Origin of the sequence: Sutterella sp. (assembly GCF_052272535.1) — a bacterium.
In the GTDB taxonomy this organism is placed as follows: Bacteria; Pseudomonadota; Gammaproteobacteria; order Burkholderiales; family Burkholderiaceae_F; genus Sutterella.
In genome coordinates this window covers 1-2,765 of the sequence record NZ_DAVZJY010000271.1, presented here as the reverse complement: position 1 = coordinate 2,765, position 2,765 = coordinate 1, and the positions used below count along the sequence as shown (strand labels likewise).

General features: G+C 67.5%; 3 protein-coding genes. 2 read left to right on the top strand and 1 reads right to left on the bottom strand.

Features of this window, described 5'->3' with window-relative positions:
• Positions 1 to 191 precede the first annotated feature (191 nt).
• Complete coding sequence (locus ACT6Y9_RS10160) at positions 192 to 980, bottom strand: ImuA family protein (protein ID WP_443744445.1); 789 nt, start codon at positions 978 to 980, stop codon at positions 192 to 194.
• Between the two features lie 590 nt (positions 981 to 1,570).
• Here ACT6Y9_RS10160 and ACT6Y9_RS10155 point away from each other — a divergent pair.
• Positions 1,571 to 2,293, top strand: coding sequence for a YggS family pyridoxal phosphate-dependent enzyme (locus ACT6Y9_RS10155; RefSeq protein WP_295477396.1), 723 nt, complete (start codon positions 1,571 to 1,573; stop codon positions 2,291 to 2,293).
• 70 nt (positions 2,294 to 2,363) lie between these two features.
• Positions 2,364 to 2,765 (top strand): pyrroline-5-carboxylate reductase family protein (locus tag ACT6Y9_RS10150; RefSeq protein WP_443744444.1); only part of this gene is annotated, 402 nt, incomplete at its 3' end.

The following is a 2,765-nucleotide window of genomic DNA, read 5'->3' as shown; positions in this document are numbered from 1 at the left end:
CGTGCGGCCGCAGAGGCGTTCCTCGCGGCGACGACGCTTTCAACAAGCACCGCGGCGGGAAGCTCCGCCCCGGCCGCATGTAGGGCGAGGCGTTCCGGTACGGAGGAGAAGAGAAGCTGCGGGAGAAAGAGAACGGCGGAGATCATGGCGGGAGAAGCATTCCAAAGAGGGCTGTCGGCGGCGCAGGGGAGTCAGGCGGCGAATACGGGGTCGGGAAAGAGCGACGGTTCGCGGGCGGCGGACTTGGCGGGAACAGTGTTCGCATTGCCCACTTTGTTCGTCCCGGCGGAGGTCTCTTCGACGAAGTCCGAAAGCGGCACGAGGCACTCCGCCGCATGCGTGCGGTAGGCCCCGCGCTTCAGAGCCCGCACCCGCAGCGTCGTGCGGTCCGCGGGCGTGAGCTGGAGGCGGAACCTCCCCGCGGCGGGAAGACATGCCAGAGCCGCCGGCCGCACGGCGTAGACCGCGGCGCCGCAGGTTTCGGCCGCGAGCGCCAGACGCCGCACCGCCCGGCGGTCCGCTTCCGGCGCGAGGGGTGCGAGCCACGCGAAGACCGCCCGCGCCTCGCCGCTCGCCGCCGCTTCGCGCGCAGCCTCAAAGGCCGCTTCGGGCGAAGGCGGCGCGACGAAGAGCTGCCGCGTGAGATCCACGCCCGCCGCCTCGAAGGCCGGCGCAAAGGGCTCGAAGCCTTTCGCGGGCAGCACCCAGACGCAGGATTCGAGGCGCGCGGCCGCGGCGAGCATCAGCCGGAATTCCGGCCGCCCGGCGGCGGACGACAGCACCTCCGTGAACCCTGCGGTGGGAAGGCCCTCCGGGAGCATCCGGTCGAGCGGCGCGATCCCCGAGGTGACGGCGCCGCGCTTCTCCCCGCGCTTCTCCGCGGTCTTCTCCTCGGAGAACCAGGAGCGGGACTTTTCAACGAGCGCGCTCCAGACGGGAGTGGCGGGCTTCGGGTCGGCGGCGAGTGAACGGGAGAGCATGGCGGACCTCCGGGAAAAGGGCGCATGGACGCACAAGAGCGCGCGGGGCGCGGGTGGAAATCGGCGGCCGGAAGGTGTCGGGATGTCGCGGCCGTTGTCTTTCCTCCGAGTGTATCCGCCTCTTCACTTTTGAGATCTCTACGTGATCCTTTGTGTTGATCTTCTGCGGAGAGGAGTTCAGCAAATTTCATAAACATCAATGCATTGAAAATAATTTCGGTAGTTCGAAAAGGATTGTGATACTCAGTCTTTTCACGCGTCATGATCTTCATCGATGTGCCGCACTCCTAGAGCTGCAGGGGCGGACGGGCGGCGGGGCCGAAAAGTGATCCTGAGGGCGCAGCGGTCCGTCGAGACCCCTGCCGCGGCGCAGGATCAAACCGCCGCGGGGCTGCACGCAGGCGAACGATTCTCTTGACATTCATCAAATCCGGCGCGGCGAACCGAAGTACTCCGAAGCGGATGAGGCGCCGTTCTGCCCGGAGCGGCCCGCGTGCATGGGCGGTAGACTTTCGTCTCCATCACGAACGAGCCGCACCGCTCGGGAGGGGCGCAGCCTCCGCCCGAGCGGTGCTCCAATGAGGGGATTTATGACCGAACTTCAGCCGGGTCTGCCCGGGCGCTGGGCGCATGTCGTCAAAGAGCTTCACGAGGCCGAGGCGAAGGCGGGCCGCCCCGAGGGAAGCGTGCGGCTTCTCGCCGTCGGCAAGACCTTTGGCGCCGAGGCGCTGCTCCAATGCGCCGAATTGGGCGCCCGCACCTTCGGCGAAAACTACGCGCAGGAGGGATGCGCCAAGGTGGACTGGTTCCGCGAGCACCATCCGGAACTCCAGCTCGAATGGCATTTCATCGGGCCGCTGCAGGCGAACAAGACCCGCGGCGTCGCCGAGCGCTTCGACTGGGTGCAGTCGATCGACCGGCTGCGGATCGCCGAGCGCCTCAGCGCGCAGCGCCCCGCCGGCATGCCGCCCCTCAACCTCCTCATCGAGGTCAACATCGACGGCGAGGAGACGAAGTCGGGCGTGAAGCCCGAGGATCTCGAAGACCTCGCCCGCGCCGTCGAGGCGCTGCCGAACGTGCGTTTGCGCGGCCTGATGGCGATTCCGGCTCCGGCCGATGCGCACGAAGAGCGGATGAAGCCGCTTCTCGCGATGCGCACGCTTTTTGCTCAGTTCCAGAAGGCGCATCCGCAGGCCGACACCCTCTCGATGGGGATGAGCGCGGATTTGGAGGAGGCCGTTGAGGCGGGCTCCACGATGGTGCGCATCGGCCGGGCGATCTTCGGCGAACGGTTCTACGGGAACCGCGTCTGAAGCGGCTGAAGGCGGCGCAGTCAAATACTACAAATTCACACCCCTCGGAAGAGGGATAAAGGAGAAGAGGATGCTGACGGTTGGATTCCTGGGCGGCGGCAACATGGCAACGGCCCTCGTGGGCGGGCTTCTGCGCGGTGAGCACGCGGACCTCACGGTGCACGTCGTCGACCACCACGAAGAGAAGCTCGCGCCCTTGGCGGCACAGGGCGCCGAGACCCATCTGGAGCTCGGCGACTGGGTCATGGCCTGCGATCTTCTCGTCCTCGCGGTGAAGCCGCAGACGATGCAGAAGGCCCTGGAGCCCGTGAAGGCGCTCCTCAATCCGGCGGGCTCCGCCCTCTCGATTGCGGCGGGGATTGAATCCGCGGCGCTCTCGAGGTGGCTCGGCGGCTACCGCGTTCTGCGCGCGATGCCCAACACCCCCGCGATGGTGGGCTGCGGCGTCTCCGGCCTCTGGATCCCCGAGGGG